This window comes from Microbacterium sp. X-17 (assembly GCF_039615055.1).
Window position 1 is genome coordinate 22,603 of the sequence record NZ_JBDHNI010000004.1, and the last position, 14,685, is coordinate 37,287.

At 72.3% G+C, this 14,685-nt stretch carries 13 protein-coding genes; 1 reads left to right on the forward strand and 12 read right to left on the reverse strand.

The genetic code is table 11. The annotated features are described in order from the left end of the window. Positions 1-40: 40 nt before the first annotated feature. Positions 41-1,213 carry an LLM class flavin-dependent oxidoreductase gene (locus ABCS02_RS19600; RefSeq protein WP_345837372.1) on the forward strand — a complete coding sequence of 391 codons (1,173 nt, stop codon included), beginning with the start codon at positions 41-43 and terminating at the stop codon, positions 1,211-1,213. Here the strand turns inward: ABCS02_RS19600 and ABCS02_RS19605 are convergent. The 12 genes from ABCS02_RS19605 to ABCS02_RS19660 all read right to left on the reverse strand — a co-directional run bounded on the left by ABCS02_RS19605 (position 1,123) and on the right by ABCS02_RS19660 (position 14,601). Continuing rightward, on the reverse strand, positions 1,123-2,286 hold the full coding sequence (locus ABCS02_RS19605) for an LLM class flavin-dependent oxidoreductase (protein WP_345837373.1): 1,164 nt from the start codon (positions 2,284-2,286) through the stop codon (positions 1,123-1,125). The genes ABCS02_RS19600 and ABCS02_RS19605 overlap by 91 nt on opposite strands. Beyond that, positions 2,283-3,155 (reverse strand): DUF1684 domain-containing protein, encoded by an 873-nt coding sequence (locus ABCS02_RS19610; RefSeq protein WP_345837374.1) that lies wholly within the window; start codon positions 3,153-3,155, stop codon positions 2,283-2,285. Before ABCS02_RS19610 ends, ABCS02_RS19605 begins: the two co-directional genes overlap by 4 nt. Before the next feature lie 23 nt (positions 3,156-3,178). Continuing rightward, positions 3,179-4,528: an NtaA/DmoA family FMN-dependent monooxygenase gene (locus ABCS02_RS19615; protein ID WP_345837375.1), complete on the reverse strand. Its 1,350-nt coding sequence runs from the start codon at positions 4,526-4,528 to the stop codon at positions 3,179-3,181. 22 nt (positions 4,529-4,550) lie between these two features. Next, on the reverse strand, positions 4,551-5,762 hold the full coding sequence (locus tag ABCS02_RS19620) for an LLM class flavin-dependent oxidoreductase (RefSeq protein ID WP_345837376.1): 1,212 nt from the start codon (positions 5,760-5,762) through the stop codon (positions 4,551-4,553). Between the two features lie 25 nt (positions 5,763-5,787). Next, positions 5,788-7,407 carry an ABC transporter substrate-binding protein gene (locus ABCS02_RS19625; RefSeq protein WP_345837377.1) on the reverse strand — a complete coding sequence of 540 codons (1,620 nt, stop codon included), beginning with the start codon at positions 7,405-7,407 and terminating at the stop codon, positions 5,788-5,790. Further along, the gene (locus ABCS02_RS19630) at positions 7,404-9,095 is read right to left on the reverse strand and encodes an ABC transporter ATP-binding protein (RefSeq protein ID WP_345837378.1); all 1,692 of its coding nucleotides are present in this window, start codon (positions 9,093-9,095) and stop codon (positions 7,404-7,406) included. The genes ABCS02_RS19625 and ABCS02_RS19630 overlap by 4 nt, the downstream gene beginning before the upstream one ends. After that, entirely contained in the window at positions 9,092-10,042 is a 951-nt protein-coding gene (locus tag ABCS02_RS19635; RefSeq protein ID WP_345837379.1) for an ABC transporter permease, read from the reverse strand. The genes ABCS02_RS19630 and ABCS02_RS19635 overlap by 4 nt, the downstream gene beginning before the upstream one ends. Further along, positions 10,039-11,034 carry an ABC transporter permease gene (locus ABCS02_RS19640; protein ID WP_345837380.1) on the reverse strand — a complete coding sequence of 332 codons (996 nt, stop codon included), beginning with the start codon at positions 11,032-11,034 and terminating at the stop codon, positions 10,039-10,041. The genes ABCS02_RS19635 and ABCS02_RS19640 overlap by 4 nt, the downstream gene beginning before the upstream one ends. Before the next feature lie 164 nt (positions 11,035-11,198). After that, positions 11,199-12,209, reverse strand: a complete 1,011-nt coding sequence (locus ABCS02_RS19645; RefSeq protein WP_345837381.1) for an ABC transporter substrate-binding protein — start codon at positions 12,207-12,209, stop codon at positions 11,199-11,201. A 45-nt stretch (positions 12,210-12,254) separates the two neighbouring features. Continuing rightward, positions 12,255-13,016 carry an amino acid ABC transporter ATP-binding protein gene (locus ABCS02_RS19650; RefSeq protein WP_345837382.1) on the reverse strand — a complete coding sequence of 254 codons (762 nt, stop codon included), beginning with the start codon at positions 13,014-13,016 and terminating at the stop codon, positions 12,255-12,257. Beyond that, a complete protein-coding gene (locus tag ABCS02_RS19655) occupies positions 13,013-13,996 on the reverse strand; it encodes an amino acid ABC transporter permease (RefSeq protein ID WP_345837383.1) in 984 nt (327 codons plus the stop codon). Before ABCS02_RS19655 ends, ABCS02_RS19650 begins: the two co-directional genes overlap by 4 nt. Continuing rightward, complete coding sequence (locus ABCS02_RS19660) at positions 13,993-14,601, reverse strand: GNAT family N-acetyltransferase (RefSeq protein WP_345837384.1); 609 nt, start codon at positions 14,599-14,601, stop codon at positions 13,993-13,995. The genes ABCS02_RS19655 and ABCS02_RS19660 overlap by 4 nt, the downstream gene beginning before the upstream one ends. Between the last annotated feature and the right edge of the window lie 84 nt (positions 14,602-14,685).

Sequence of the window (14,685 nt, forward strand, 5' to 3'; positions counted from 1 at the left end):
CGGGACCGGCGCCATCCCGGGCGCGCCAAGAAGGAGCATCATGTCCGAACCGTCGCCGCGCCGCGCTCCGCTCTCCGTGCTCGACCTCTCCCCCTTCGGCTCCGGGGCGACGCCCGCGGACGGGCTGCGCGCGAGCATCGAGCTCGCCCGGCGGGCGGAGCAGCTCGGGTACCGGCGCTACTGGCTGGCCGAGCACCACCTGAACCCGGGCGTGGCAGGCGCCGCACCGCACGTGCTGCTGGCATCGATCGCCGCCGCGACCGACCGCATCCGGATCGGCACCGCCGCGACGATCATCGGCAACTACCGTCCCCTGCAGGTCGTCGAGGCTGCCGGCGTGGTCGCGGCGCTGCATCCCGGTCGCTTCGATCTCGGGATCGGCCGGTCCGGATCCACCGGCGCCGCCGCCACGCCGCTCCCCGTGGGGGTGGCGGATCGCGTCGTCGACGGCCTCGCATTGCCGGCCTTCCCCGCTTTCTCGTTCGACACCGATCGCTTCGCCGCCCAGCTTCGGCTGCTCGGCCGCGTGCACGGCGACGCGGACCGCTTCGAGCAGGACGTCAGCGACATCCTCGATCTGCTGGCCGGCACATACCGCGCGCCCGAGGGCGTGCCGATCCACGCGACCCCCGCCGAAGGGCAGGACATCGAAGTGTGGATCCACGGCAGCACGGCGGGGCCGAGCGCGGAGCTCGCCGGGCGCCGGGGCCTGCCCTTCGGCGCGAGCTACCACGTCGCGCCGTCGTTCGTGCTGGAGGCCATCCGCGCGTACCGCGAGGCGTTCCGGCCCGGCCGGAACGCCTCGCCGCGCGTGATCGTCTCGGTCGACCTCCTCGTGGCGGACACGGATGCCGAGGCGACGCGCGTCGCGGCGGGCTACGAGCAGTGGGTGCACGGCATCCGCGCGGGCCAGGGCGCGATCGCCTACCCAACCCCCGCGGAGGCGGCGCGCCACCCGCTCACGGCCGAGGATCGGGCGGTCGTGCGCGACCGCACCGCGACCCGCTTCGTCGGCGATCCCGAGTCCGTCGTCGCGAGCCTGGAGACGCTCCAGCGCGTGACGGGGGCCGACGAGCTGCTGGTCACGACGATCGCGCACGACCCGGCGGATCGCCTGCGCTCCTACGCGCTGCTCGCGGACGCGTGGGACGCGGACGAGACGGGGACGCGCGCCTCGGACGAGGTGGACGCGCTCGCGGCCCAGCCGGCCTGACCGTCGGCGGCCCGGGAGCCGTACGGGTCGTCCTCGGTCCACAGCGTGGTCGGGAACTCCCGCCGCAGCACCGGGATGACCTCGGTCGCGAACCGCTCGAGCATGTCGAGCTGCTGCGGGAACGGGGCCGTCGTGGGCAGTCCGATCGACTGGAGGTCGTGGCCGAGCCGGCCGTGGAAGGCGCCGATCTTGTCGATGACCTGCTGCGGCGTCCCCACGAGCACGGGCCCCTCGGCGACGGCGTGCGCGATGTCCCGGTAGGGCGTGTTGTTCCCGGGCACGTTCGTGGCCGCCACGATCGCCTCGTACACCGGCCCGAACTGCTCGACGGCGTGCTGGCTGGTGTCGGAGAGGTACAGCCAGCCCGCGCCGGCGCCGACGTACGCGTGCCGCGGGTCGTGACCGTGCCGGGCGTACTCCGCGCGGTAGTGGTCGACGAGGACGCCGTAGTTCTCGAGCGGCTGGATGGCGTTGGCGCTGAACAGCGGATCGCCCCAGCGCCCGGCGAGTCCCGCGGAGAACAGCGTCGTCGCCGAGCCGTGCCACACCCGCGGCCGTCCGGCGTACGGGCGCGGCACCGTCGTCGTCTCGCGCAGCGGGCGGGTGAAGTCGCCGCCGGGCCAGTCCACGGGCTGGTCGCCCCACAGGAGCCGCAGCAGCTCGTACTTCTCGGCGAGCAGCTCCCACTGGTCGTCGATCTCGAGCCCGAACAGCGGGAACTGGGCGACCTCGTTGCCCTTCCCGATCGTCAGCTCCAGGCGGCCGCGGGAAAGCTGGTCCACCGTGGCGTAGTCCTCGGCGACGCGCACCGGATCGAGCACCGAGAGCACCGTGACCCCGGTGTTGAGGCGCACCCGCGAGGTCTCGGTCGCGATCGCGCCGAGCACCACGGTCGGCGACGAGGAGAGGAAGCTGCCGGCGTGACGCTCGCCGACGCTGACGGCGTCGAAGCCGAGCTCCTCCGCCCGGACGGCCGCGCGACGCGTCTGCTCGAATCGCTCTGCGGGCTCGACCTGGCGACCGGTGATCGGGTCGGCGAAGAACGGGATGATGTCGAGCAGCTGGAACTTCATGCCGCCACCTCCTCGGGGACGATGCCGGCCTCCGTGACGACGCCGCGGACACGCCCGAGCGGGGTCTTCTCCCCCGCCTCGATGCCGATCGGCAGCCGGTTCCCCGCCGGCGGCAGGGGGCACGTGGCGAAGTCCGTGTACGCGCAGGGCAGGTTCACGGCGCGGTTGAAGTCGAGAACCGTCTCGCCCGCGGCGTTCGGCGCCTCCACGAGCACGATCCGGTTCGCGGCGTACGTCGTCAGGCCGCTCGTCGCGTCGGTGAACAGCACGCCGAGACTGCCCTCCGCGTGGCCCGGGAACGCGACCAGGCGGAAGACCTCGCCGCGCAGCACGAACTCCAGCTCTCCGGGCGCCTCGTAGACGTGGCGCAGGCCGTCGACGGCCGCGCCCACCTCGGTCGGCCGCGGGCTGTCGTAGGGGACGAACTGCGCGACGGCGCGCCAGCGCGGGTTCGGGAGGTACGTGGGAGTCCCCACGTAGGCGTCGAGGTACGGATGGTCCGGCCGGCGTGGGCGGAGGAGGTCGCGCCCGCCGCGGCGGGCGATCTCTACGACGCCGCCGTCGTGCGAGACGGTGAGCCCATCGCGCTCTGCGACCGGGCCGAACGCATGGCGTCCGGTCACCCGCTCCGCCCCGACCACGAGGCTCTCCCCCTCGGCGAGCTCGACGACGGGACCGTCCGGTCCCGTCGTCCACGCCCCCGGGACCTCCGGGATTCGGACGGGCTCCGCGCTCAGCCAGTGCAGCCCGGTGATCGCCAGGAAGCCGTGCGGGTCGGCGCGGTGGGCCTCGTGGTCGCGATGCCACGCCTCCCAGTCGCGCGCGAACTGCGCCCGGTCGATCTGGTCGGTCGTCGTCATGTGTGTCATCTCGGGTCTCCTCGTGATCGTGGTCAGGCTCGGACGGGAACCGGCAGGCGGAGGTTGTCGCGGAGGGTCGTGCCCTCGTAGTCGGTGCGGAGCGATCCGCGCTCCTGCAGGAGCGGCACCACGTGATCGACGAACTCGTCCAGCCCCGAGGGGACGAGATGCGAGCCGATCACGACACCGTCCGCGCCGTCCTCCTGGACGAACGCGTCGAGCTGATCGGCGACCTGCGCGGGCGTGCCGACGTAGACGGCATCCTGCGCGATCTCGTGCGCGAGGCCGCGCAGCGTGAGCCCCCGCTCCTCGGCGAGAGCGCGCCACGTCCGCACGGTCTCGAGCCGGTCCGGGTAGATGAAGGCACGGCCCTGGATGAACGGCGCACCCGCGGGGTCGGGATCCACGTCGGGCAGCGGCCCATCGATGTCGTAACCGGACAGGTCCCGGTTCCAGACCTGCTCGAACGTCACGAGGATCGTGCGGTCGCTGAGCTGCTGATCCTTGACGTAGCGGGCCTTCTCCTCCGCCTCGGCCAGCGTGTCGCCCAGCACGAAGCTCGCGGCGGGGAGGATCTTGACGTGGTCGGGGTCGCGCCCGAACCGCGCGACGCGCGCCTTGATGTCGGCGTAGAACTCCTTCGCCTCCGGCAGCCGGTCGTACGGGGAGAAGATCGCATCCGAGTTCGCGGCCGCGAAGTCCCGGCCCTGCGACGAGACCCCGGCCTGCACGATGAGGGGCCGCCCCTGGGGGCTGCGCGGCACGGTGAAGCGGCCGTCGATGTCGAACTGACCGCTCCGACGAGTGAACGCCCCGGCGGCGGGGTCGGCGAGGAACACGCCGGAGGCCTTGTCGGCGAGGATCGCGTCCTCGGCCCACGTGTCCCACAGCTCGCGCACCGTCGCCACGGTCTCCTCCGCGCGCTCGTAGCGCTGCGCGTGCGGCAGGAAGCCGCCGCGGCGGAAGTTCGCACCCGTGAACGCGTCGAACGACGTCACGACGTTCCAGCCGGCCCGTCCGCCGGAGAGGTGGTCGAGGCTCGCGAGCTGACGTGCGAGCTCGTACGGCTCGTTGAACGTCGCGTTGAGCGTGCCGACGAGACCGATGTGCTCCGTGACGGCGGCGAGCGCGGCCAGCACCGTCAGGGTGTCGGGACGGCCGGCGATGTCGTGGTCGAAGACCTCGCCGCCGCGGGCGCGCAGCGCGAGACCCTCGGCGAGGAAGAAGTAGTCGAATCGCCCGCGCTCCGCGGTCTGGGCGACGTGTCGGAACGTGGAGAACGCGATCTGGCTGCCCGCGTCCGGGTCCTCCCACAGCGTGTGCTCGTTGACCCCGCCGACGTACGCGGCGAGGATGATCTGCTTTCGGTCGGTACGGCTCATGTCGGGCTCTCTTCCTCGGCGCTCAGGCGGCCGGGACGGCGGTGTAGCGGTTGGGGACCTGCGCCGGCAGGCCGAGGAGGCCCCGGAGCGTGTCGGACTCGTAGGCGTCGCGGAAGAGGCCGCGCCGGCGCAGCTCCCCCGTCACCTCGGCGGCGATCACGGGGAGGTCGTCGGTCGCGACGCCCGGGCGGAGCCGCGCCCCCGCGTAGCCGAGCGCGCCGAGAGCCGCGAGCGTGTCCGCGAGCTCCGACGCGGACCCGGTGAAGATCCGCGTGTCGGACACGAGCCGGCGGCCGAGCCCGTCCAGGCGCGCGAGACGGTCGGCTCCGCGCTCGCCGCCGGGCTGGTCGAGGAACGCGACCAGGTCCGCGAAGACCTGCAACGGCTCCTCCTCCCGCGCGACGGCCCGCTCGGCGGCCCGCACCTCGGCGAGGACCGAGCGCGCGTGCGTCTCGTCGCCGGGCGTGACGAACACGAGGTCCGCGCTCCGGGCCGCGAAGCGGTACGGCACCTCGGCGTGCGCAAGGGCGGCCACGACGGGCTGCCCCTGCGGCGGGCGCGGCGTGATCGCCGGCCCGCGGACGCTGAACCAGCGCCCGACGAAGTCCACCTGGTGCACCTTCGCGGCATCCAGGAACCGGTCGGTCGCGACGTCGCGGATCTCCGCATCGTCCTCCCAGCTGTCCCAGAGGCGCCGCACGACCTCCACGACGTCGGCGGCCTCGTCGAACAGCTCCGCGACATAGGCCCGAGCGCTCGGGTCCTGGTATCCGTTCTCGAAGCCCGGGTGCTCGCGGCGGCCGAAATGACGGGTCTCGTCCCGCCGGCCGGAGATCTTCGCCTGCCAGCCCGCGCGGCCCTCGGCCGTGTAGTCGAGCGTCGCGATCCCCGTCGAGACGTGGAACGGCTCCGTGTGCGTGACCGTCACCGTGGGGATCAGGCCGATGCCGGACGTGGCCGGGGCGACCCGCGCGGCGATCAGCAGCGCGTCGAGCCGGCCCCGGACCTCGTCCGTGCGGGTGTCCGGATCGAGGAGCTCCGTCGACTGGAGCGCGAGCGAGTCCTCGATCGTCGCGAAGTCGAGCAGACCGGCCTCCGCCGTCCGCACGAGATCGGTCCAATAGCCCGGCGTGAACAGCTCGCCCGGGCGGGAGGAGGGCTCCCGCCAGGCGGCCGGATGCCATCCGGCGCCGTCGAGGGCCACGCCCAGTCGCAGTCGTTCGGAAGAACTCATGATGGTGCTCCTCTTTCCTCGTTCGTCAGCTGGCGGGCTGGATCCAGGTCGCCAGCAGCGGGTTGAGCCGCGAGTCGGCCCCGAGCGTCACCCCGTGGACGTTCGCCTGCGTCCCGAAGATGCTGGTCAGCTCGAAGACCGGGATGTAGTGGTACTGGCTCGCGATCCGGGCCTGCACGTCGGCGAGGACCGCATTGCGCGCGGCCGTGTCGCCGGGGACGAGCTGCTTCTGCAGCAGGGCTTCGAGCGTCGGGTCGTCGATCCGGTCGTAGTTGGTCGCATCGGTCGAGAAGTTGGTGCGCAGCACGTCGCCGTCCGCTCGCGACAGGTTCCCCCACGACAGGTCGAAGTCGCCGCTCGTGGCGATCTGGATGTAGTCGGCGAGCGACGTCTGGACGAGCTGGACGTCGATGCCCACGGCCTTCAGCTGCTGCTGCACGAGCTCGAGCGCCGTCTGGTTCGGCCCGAAGTTCGCGCTCCACGTGAGCTTGAGCGACAGCGGCTGGCCGTTCTTCGCCCGGATGCCGTCGGCGCCGGCGACCCAGCCCGCGGCATCCAGCAGCTGCGCCGCGCGCTTCGGGTCGTACGCGTACGCGGCGGACTCGTCGGCCCAGCCGGGCGTGTTCTTCGCGAGGGCGCTGGTGCCGACCGCGAAGCGGTCGTTCAGCACCGTGTCACGCACCTGGGCGGAGTCGATACCCCGGGCGATCGCCTCGCGCACAGTCGGATCCGACACGCGCTGCTCGTTGAAGCCGAGGCCGAAGCTGAGGCCGGGGTTGCCGCGCCAGACCAGCGGGTGGCCGTCGCCCTCCAGCACATCCGCGTCGGCGGGCTGCACACCGGCGATCACGTCGACCTGACCCGACTCGAGGCTCCCGGTGCGCACGCTGGCCTCGGGCACGACCTGGAACGTCACCGAGTCGAGGTAGGGGGCGCCGCTGTTACCGAGCGCCGCCGGGCCCCACGCGTAGTCCGCGCGCTTGCGGAGCACCGTCGAGACGTCCTTCGTGTAGCTGTCGAGCGTGAACGGCCCGGTGCCGACGACGGCCTTGCCGTCGGAGCGCTGGTCGAACGGCACGGCGAGGGTGGCGGCGCCGACGATGCCGAGGCCCACGAACGCGGTCGAGTTGGGGAAGGCCGCGTTCGGCTTCGTGAAGTGCACCTCGGCGGTGTGGTCGTCGACGACGACCGTCTTGTCGTACCCGGTGATGTAGCCCGCCGTGATGCCGGACGCGGCGCCCGCGGCGACGATGTCGTCGAACGTGCCCTTGACGCTGGCGGCCGTGAAGGGGGTGCCATCCGAGAAGGTGACGCCCTCACGGAGGTGGAACGTGAACACCGTCGCGTCGGCGTTCGCCTCGTAGCTCGTCGCCAGCCAGGGCTGGAGCTCGCCGGTGTCCGGGTTCTGGTACAGCAGCGAGTCGACGAGCTGGCGCGTGACGTACCAGGTGTTGTTGCCGCTGCCGACGCCCGACGGGTTCAGCGACACCGGGTCGGTCCCGATCGCGAAGGTCAGGTCGCCGCCGGCCACGGGGGTCGCGGCGGCGGAGGCGTTCGTCGAGGGCGCGGTGCTGGCGCACGCGCTCAAGGCGAGGGCGCCCGCGACGGCGATCGCCGCCAGGGAGATGCTGCGTCGGATGGTCATGATGCTCCTTGTGGGACAGGGACGGACGGATGGTGCTGTGGCGGCGCCGTCGTGACGGCTTTGCCGGGGATCGCCTCGAGCAGCGTGCGGGTGTACTCGTGCGAAGGGTGGTCGAACACGTCGGACACGTCTCCCGCCTCGACGACGCGTCCGCGCCGCAGGACGGCGACGGTGTGCGCGATCTGGCGGACGACGGCGAGGTCGTGCGAGATGAACAGGTAGCTCAGACCGGACTCGCGCTGGATGTCGCCGAGCAGCGTCAGGATCTGGTGCTGGATCGACACGTCGAGCGCCGACACGGGCTCGTCGAGCACCAGCAGCTCGGGCGAGATCGCGAGCGCGCGGGCGATCGCCACGCGCTGCCGCTGCCCGCCGGACAGCTCCGCGGGGCGGCGGGCGAGCGTGGCGGCCGGCAGGGCGACGACGTCGATGAGCTCGGCGGCGCGCCGGCGACGGTCGGCTGCCGAGCCGACGCCGTACGCCTCGAGCGGGTCGGTGACGATGGCCTCGATGCTGAGCCTCGGGTTCAGCGCGGCGTACGGGTTCTGCTGCACCAGCTGCATGCGCCGGCGGAGCTGCCGCAGCCGCTCCCCCGCGAGCTGGGTGACGTCCTCTTCGTCGAAGAAGACGGCACCGGACGTCGGGTCCGCGAGTCGCAGGGCGAGGCGCGCGGCCGTCGTCTTCCCCGACCCCGACTCGCCGACGAGCGCGAGCGTCCGGCCGCGCGGGATCGAGAAGCTCACGCCGTCGACGGCGCGGCTCGTCCCGCCGCCGGTCGCCCGCGGAAGGGCGAAGTCCTTCACGAGGTCCTGGACGCGCAGCGCGACGCGCTCGCTCCCGTCCGCGCGGGACGCCGGTCCCGGGGCGGTGACGCGCACGGGGCCGCGGTCCGCGTTGAGGCTCGGCGCCGCGGCGATCAGCTCGCGCGTGTACGGATGCTGCGGATCCCCGAGCACGCGCGCCGGCGTGCCCTCCTCCACGATCCGCCCCTGCGACATCACGACGATCCGGTCGGAGCGATCCGCGGCGACGCCCAGATCGTGCGTGATGAGCAGCAGGCTCGTGCCGCGCTCCGCCTTCAGGGCGTCCAGATGGTCGAGGATCTGCCGCTGCACCGTGACGTCGAGCGCGCTCGTCGGCTCGTCGGCGACGATGAGCGGCGGGTCGGCGATGATCGCGATCGCGATCAGCACGCGCTGGCGCATCCCGCCGGACAGCTCGTGCGGATACTGCCGCGCGCGCACCTCCGGATCCGGCAGGCCCGCCCGCTCGAGCGCCTCCACCGCCCGCCGCGCCGCGTTGCGACGGTCGGCGAGCCCGTGGATGCGGAGCACCTCGGCGACCTGGGTGCCGATCCGCTTCACGGGGTTGAGGCTCACGGTCGGGTCCTGCGGGATGAAGCCGATCTCGCGCCCGCGGACGGAACGGAGCTCCGCCGCCGACACGCGCGCGAGGTCGCGCCCGCCGAACCGGATCCGGCCGCGCGTGATCGCGGCCGCGGCGGGCAGCAGGCGCACCACGGCGTGCACGGTCGTGGACTTGCCGGAGCCCGACTCGCCCACGACGGCGACGGTCTCGCCGGGGCGGACGCTCAGGCCCACCCCTTGCACGGCCTCGATGGGCCCGCGCGGGGTCGCGTACGAGACCGCGAGGTCGTCGATCTCCAGGAGCGGGGTCTCGCCGGTCATCGGTGGGACCGTCCTTCCGTGTCGAGCACGCGGGAGAGCCGGTTCGCGGCGAGCACCGTCGCCACGATCACGAGGCTGGGCATCGTCGTGAGCCACCAGGCGCCACGGAGGTAGTCGCGTCCGGCCGAGACCAGGGAGCCCCACTCCGGGGCGGGCGGCGGCGCGCCGTAGCCGAGGAAGCTGAGGGCCGACACGGCCAGGATCGCGGTGCCGAGCTCCAGGATCCCGAGCACGATGACCGGTCCGGTGGAGTTCGGGAGCACGTGGCGGAACAGGACCCGGTTCCATCGGCCCCCGGACGCGCGCGCCGCCTCCACGTACGCCGACCCGCGCACCCGCAGGACCTCGGAGCGCATGATCCGGGAGACCGACGCGATGCTCGCGAACCCGACGGCGATCGCGACGTTGACCGTCCCGAAACCGAGCGCCGTGATGATCGCGAGCGAGAGCAGGAGCGCCGGGATCGCGAGGAGCACATCCGCGAACCTCATGAGCACCGAGTCGACCCGACCGCCGAAGAACCCGCTGAACAGCCCCACGAGGGAGCCGACGACGAGGCCGACGAGCACCGCGACCCCAGCGGCGGACAGCGTGAGCGCCGTGCCGTGCACGACGCGCGTGTAGAGGTCGCGCCCGAGCTGGTCGGTGCCGAACCAGTGCTGCGGCGACGGCGGCTGGAGCTTGTCGGCCGGCACCCCGACGAGCGGGTCGCCCGGCGCGAGCAGACTCGGCCAGAGGGCGGCGACGACGATCAGCAGCAGCCACAGGATCGCAATCGCGGCCGTCGGACGCCGGGCCACCCAGGCCAGCGCGTCCCGTCCGCGACGGACGGGCGAGGTGCCGCGACGCTCCGCGACCGCGTCGTCGAAGCGGTTCCGGGCCGTCGCGCCGAAGACGTCGGCCGGATGCTGCGCGCTGTCCGGCAGGAGGGCGGTCGTGTCGCTCATGCGCGGGCCTCCGCCCCGACCGCGACGGGCTGCCCCGCCGCGCGGAGGGCGCGCCGCGAGGTGCGCGGCAGCACGATCCGCGGATCGAGGAGCGGGTACACGAGGTCCACGGCGAGGTTCGCGAGCACGAACGCGCTGGCGGCGAACAGCACGACGCCCTGCACCACGGGAATGTCCTGCTGCTGGACCGCCGTCGCCGTGACGCGCCCGATCCCGGGCCGGGAGAACACGGTCTCGACCACGACCGTCCCCGCGAGCAGCTGGCCGACGATCAGGCCGGTCACCGTCAGCGCGGGAAGCGCGGCGTTGCGGAGGGCGTGCCCGAGATGGACGCGCGGCCGGCTCGCCCCCTTCGCCCACGCGGTGTCGATGTACGGCTCCCGGAGCGTCGTGACGAGGCTCTTCGACAGGAGCTGCGCGATCATCGCGCCCGTCGGGACGGCGAGCGCCACCGCCGGGAGCACGAGCGACGCCGGGCCCTTGTCACCGGTGGCCGGGAAGAGCGGGATCGCGAACGAGAACCACTGGATGAGGAGCAGCCCGAACCAGAAGGTGGGGATCGCGACGCCCAGCGGCGGGAGGGACAGGAGCAACGTGCCGAGCCACCGGCTGCGCGTGTAGGCCGCGAGGATCGCGAGCCCGGCGCCGAGCACGATCGCGAACACGAAGCCGAGCGCGGCGATCTGGAGCGTCGGCGGGATCGCCTCGCCGATGATCGCCGTGACGGGTCGCCCGGTCTGGATCGAGGTGCCGAGGTGGCCGGTCAGCACCCCGCCGAGGTGCACGAGGTACTGGACGATCAGCGGGCGGTCGAGACCGAACTTGGCGCGGAGCGCGTCGAGCTGCGCGGGCGTGACGTCGCTCGCGTCGCCGCCGGACAGGAGCGAGACCGGGTCGCCCGGCAGGGTGTAGAGCACGATGAACGAGACGGTGTAGGCCGCCCAGAGCACGACGAGTGCCTGCCCGAGTCGCAGCAGGACGTAACGGATCACGACGACTCTCTTCTTCTCGTTGAGGGGTGGACGACGGGACGGCACGCGCCGTGCAGACAGACTTTCCGGCGGCCGCCGTGCACGGCAAAGCGGGCGACACTTTCCGACGCGTCATGTCGTGTTTCGACATCCGGCGTCGCGAAAATGCGCCCGCTTCGCGTGGTTCAACTGTTGTCGAGCGGGAGCCCCGGCGGGTTCACGAGGGACTTCTTCACGGCCTCGTTCTCCAGCCCCCACGCCGCCAGCCACTTCTGGTACTGACCGTTGTCGATCAGGTAGTTGATGGCGTCGGCGATCGGCTGGACGAGCCCGGAGTCCTTCTTCACCGTCGCCGCGATCAGGCCGTCCAGCGTCGCGCCGGCGCCCGAGTACGTCCCGGCGGTGCGGGTCGGGTTCGCGCCGCCCTGGGAGATCCGGTTTTGATAGGCGATGCCCGGGTTCGGGTCGAACTTCGCGTCGATCTGGCCGGAGTTCAGCGCGAGCGTGGCGGTGTTCTCATCCGGGAAGTACACGACCTCGAGCGTCTTCCCCTCGGCCTCCAGCTTGGCCTTCCACTCCAGGAGGATCTTCTCCTGGTTCGTTCCCCGGCCGACCTCAACCTTCAGGCCCGCGAGGTTCTCGTAGTTCCCGTCGAACTCCCAGGTGTTGGACGCGAGCACCTGGAAGCCGAGGTTGTCGCCGCGGTACGAGGCGAAGTCGTACTTCTCCTTCCGCTTCTCCGTGTCCGTGATGTTCGAGAAGCCGACGTCCGTGGCGCCGGTGTCGATGCCGACGAAGAGGTTCTCCCACGTCGCGTTCGAGATCTCGGGCTTGAGGCCCAGGACCGCGGCGACGAGGCGCCCGAGGTCGGGCTCGGCGCCTGTGAAGGTCTCGTTGTCGTCCCCGACGAAGGCGAGCGGCGGGAAGCCCGCGGGCAGGGCGCCGACGCCGATCGTGAGCGTCCCGCTGTCCCGGACCTCCTTCGGGAGCGTGTTGCGGATGCTGTCGACGACGGACACCGGGATGTCGGTCTGCGTGCCGGCGCCGTTGGAGTGCGCGCCGATCGTGACGGAGCCGGAGGTCGCGGCCTCCGCCGCCGCTCCGCCGCTCGCGCAGCCGGCGAGGCCCACCGTGAGGGCGGCGGCGGTCGCGAGGGCGCCGAGCGCCTGGAGACCTCGGATGGAGGGTCGTGTCATGGTGATTCGTCCTTTGCTGTGTGCGGGTGGGGATTGACGCCGGCCTCAGATGAGGACCTTGCCGAGGAAGTTCCGGGTGCGGGGATGCTGGGGGGCGTCGAGCACCTCGGCGGGCATGCCCTCCTCGACGACGACCCCTTCGTCGAGGAACACGATCCGGTCGGCGACCTCGCGCGCGAACCCGATCTCGTGCGTGACGACCACGAGCGTGCGTCCGCTGCCGGTGAGGCTCCGGATGACCTGCAGCACCTCGCCGACCAGCTCCGGGTCGAGCGCCGAGGTGGGCTCGTCGAAGAGGATCACCTCGGGATCGAGGGCCAACGCCCGCGCGATCGCGACGCGCTGCTGCTGCCCGCCGGACAGCTGCCGCGGGTATGCGCTCTCCTTGTCGGCGAGCCCGACCCGCTCCAGCAGCGCCCGCGCGGTCTCCCGGGCGACCGCGGGGCGGATGCCGCGCGAGATCGGCGCCTCCACCACGTTCTCGAGGATCGTGAGGTGCGGGAAGAGGTTGAAGCTCTGGAACACGAAGCCGATCCGCGCGCGCTGCCGGAGGATGTCCTTCTCGCGGAGCTCCTGGAGCCGGTCGCCATGCAGTCGGACTCCCACCAGCTCCCCGCCGACGGCGACGAACCCCTCGTCGAGCTTCTCGAGGTGGTTGATGGCGCGCAGCAGGGTCGACTTGCCGGATCCGCTCGGACCGAGGATGACGGTCACGGTCCCCTGCTCGACCGTGAGGTCGACGCCCCGCAGCACCGGCCGGTCGCCGTACGACTTCGTCGCATTGTGGATCTCGATCGCGGCGGTCACGGGCGGGCCCCGATCGGACGCGCCAGCCACCGGCGGACGCGCTGTAGCGGCGTCGGCGGGAGCACCCGGAACGCGCCCCGCGCGTAGAAGCGCTCCACGTAGAACTGCACGATCGAGATCGCGCTCGTCAGGATCAGGTACCAGATCGTGGCGACGACCAGCAGCGGGATGATGTCGGTCGGGTACGTGCTGCTGAGGCTCTGCACGACGCCGAAGAGGTCGAGCAGCGACACATAGAGCAGCAGTGAGCTGGCCTTGATCAGGCCGATGACCTGATTGACGTACGCCGGCACGATCGACCGGAGCGCCTGCGGCAGGATGATCCGCGCGAATTGACGGCGCTGCGGGATGCCGAGCGCCTTCGCCGCCTCGTGCTGCCCCTGGTCGACGGCGACGAGGCCGGCACGCACGACCTCGGCGCTGTACGCGATCTCCGACAGGCTGAGGCCGATCACGCCGAGCGCGAGCGGCGGCAGCGCCGAGACGGTGGGCACGGTGAGCTGCGGGCCGAACGGGATGCCGATCCCGATCGTCGGATACAGGCTCGCGAGGTTGAACAGGAAGATCAGCACGAGGATCAGCGGCACCGAGCGGAAGACCCAGATGTACAGCCAGCTGATCGCGCGCAGCACCGGGTTCGCCGACAGGCGCATGACGGCGACGACGATGCCGCCCACGAAGCTGACGACGGCGCTGATGGCGGTCGCGAGGAGCGTCAGCTGGAGGCCCTTGAAGATCGCCGGGCTGAAGAGCCACGTGCCGACCTTGTGCCATTCCCACGACGGGTTCGTGAAGAGCGTCTGGAGCGCGTTGACCAGCAGCACCACGACGAGTGCGGTGATCACGAGACGCAGCGGATGGCGGACCGGGACGATCCGCCGCACCGCGAGCCGCGCGAGGTCGATGCCCGGCGGCAGCGCGGAGAGCACCGTGCGCTCGCCGCTCGGCGACTCGACCTCCGGGGCCACGGTGGCGGTCATCGCGCGACCTCCGCCGGGGACGGCGCGCGGAGCCCGGCCCCGCCGTCCGGCAGCGTGGCGAAGAACTCGGCGAGGGCCTCGTCGTGTCCGCGCTGGATCCGCTCCCGATCGAGCGGCGCCTCGGTGAGCGACTTGGCGAAGCCGTGCACGACCACTTCCTCGGGCGTGAGCGCGACGTCGAACAGGGGCGTGTAGCCCGTCGCGAGGTAGAGGCGGTGCGCCTCCGGCTGCGCGGGACCGGTCGTCAGGTACACCGTCCCGTAGCCGAGCCGCCGCGACTCGTGCTCCAGCTCCGCGACGATCCGCCGGGCCAGGCCCTGCCGCCGGTGCGCGGCGGAGGTCCAGATCCGCTTCAGCTCGCTCGTGGACGCGTCGAAGCGCCGGAAGGCGCCGCCGGCGACGACCTCGCCGTCACGGACGAGCACGAGGAACGCCCCGTCGGGCGCCGCGAACTCCTCGATCGGGTAGCGGTCGAGCTCGGCGGACGCGGGCTCGCCCCAGGCGTCCCCGTAGCGCTCGTCGTACTCGCGTTCGAGGTCCGCGAGGACCGCTCTCGCGCGCGGGTCGTCGGCGCGGACGCGGACGACCTCGGCGTCGATGGGCATGGCGATCCTTTCGTCGGTGCGGCAACCGGGGAGGTTGTCGCACCGACGCTAGGTCGCGCTCAGAGGGGTCGCCAACGACCGCGT

Excerpts from the sequence above, each read along its gene's own strand:
- ABCS02_RS19620 (WP_345837376.1), bottom strand. The coding sequence starts at position 5,762 with ATGAGTTCTTCCGAACGACTGCGACTGGGCGTGGCCCTCGACGGCGCC.
- ABCS02_RS19625 (WP_345837377.1), bottom strand. The coding sequence starts at position 7,407 with ATGACCATCCGACGCAGCATCTCCCTGGCGGCGATCGCCGTCGCGGGC.
- ABCS02_RS19645 (WP_345837381.1), bottom strand. The coding sequence starts at position 12,209 with ATGACACGACCCTCCATCCGAGGTCTCCAGGCGCTCGGCGCCCTCGCG.
- ABCS02_RS19630 (WP_345837378.1), bottom strand. The coding sequence starts at position 9,095 with ATGACCGGCGAGACCCCGCTCCTGGAGATCGACGACCTCGCGGTCTCG.
- ABCS02_RS19610 (WP_345837374.1), bottom strand. The coding sequence starts at position 3,155 with ATGACACACATGACGACGACCGACCAGATCGACCGGGCGCAGTTCGCG.
- ABCS02_RS19655 (WP_345837383.1), bottom strand. The coding sequence starts at position 13,996 with ATGACCGCCACCGTGGCCCCGGAGGTCGAGTCGCCGAGCGGCGAGCGC.
- ABCS02_RS19635 (WP_345837379.1), bottom strand. The coding sequence starts at position 10,042 with ATGAGCGACACGACCGCCCTCCTGCCGGACAGCGCGCAGCATCCGGCC.
- ABCS02_RS19600 (WP_345837372.1), top strand. The coding sequence starts at position 41 with ATGTCCGAACCGTCGCCGCGCCGCGCTCCGCTCTCCGTGCTCGACCTC.
- ABCS02_RS19615 (WP_345837375.1), bottom strand. The coding sequence starts at position 4,528 with ATGAGCCGTACCGACCGAAAGCAGATCATCCTCGCCGCGTACGTCGGC.
- ABCS02_RS19605 (WP_345837373.1), bottom strand. The coding sequence starts at position 2,286 with ATGAAGTTCCAGCTGCTCGACATCATCCCGTTCTTCGCCGACCCGATC.
- ABCS02_RS19660 (WP_345837384.1), bottom strand. The coding sequence starts at position 14,601 with ATGCCCATCGACGCCGAGGTCGTCCGCGTCCGCGCCGACGACCCGCGC.